This is a genomic window from Azospirillum sp. UFLA03-27, assembly GCF_059803775.1.
Genome location: NZ_JAUQTX010000533.1, coordinates 1 through 735, shown reverse-complemented (window position 1 = coordinate 735; position 735 = coordinate 1). Strand labels below are relative to the sequence as shown.

The window sequence follows — 735 nt, the reverse complement described above, 5'->3', positions numbered from 1 at the left end:
TCGAAGATCTCGCCGATGACATGGAACGACGAGGTGAAGTTCGGCCCACCGACACCGAACCAGATGCGCACGGTTTCGCCCACACTGGCCTTCAGCGGCTTGTCCTTCACCAGCCCACCCACGGCGCCGTTGAACACCAGATAGCCGGGCTTCTCGTTGACCAGGCCGTCGTAGTCATCCTCCGCCGCCGGCAGGTTCTTCGCCTTGGTGGCGTAGATCTCCTGCTGCATCACGTAGAATTCCTTGTCGACCTTCGGCAGGCCGCCTTCGGGCTCCACCACGATCAGGCCGAACATGCCCTTGGCGATGTGCTGGGCGACCATCGGGGTGGCGCAGTGATAGACGTAGACGCCCGGCGCCATCGCCTTGAACGAGAATTCCTTGGTCTGGCCCGGCTCCGCCTGGGTGATCTGTCCACCGCCAAGGAAACCGGTGGCCGCGTGGAAATCAATGGAATGGTTCATGACCGATCCGGGCGCGTTCGTCATGGACACGTTCACCGTGTCGCCGACACGGACGCGGACCATGGGGCCGGGGACCTTGTTGTTGAACGTCCAGTAGGTGTAGGTCGTGCCGTCATCCAGCCTGGCTTCGACCTCGGTCGTGGTCAGCACGACATTGTGGGTCTTGGGCGCGCGCGTGCCCGCCGCTTCCGGCGCCGGGACCGCCGCGGGGTCCTGGACGATGTCGACCGTCGCCTCCTTGACCTTCGGCTCGGCGTACAGCGTGGTGGCC

At 64.5% G+C, this 735-nt stretch carries 1 protein-coding gene; it reads right to left on the bottom strand.

The genetic code is table 11. The features are described from left to right. The coding region (locus tag Q4I23_RS32925; protein WP_498529035.1) for a multicopper oxidase domain-containing protein at window positions 1–735 on the bottom strand (735 nt) is incomplete at both ends.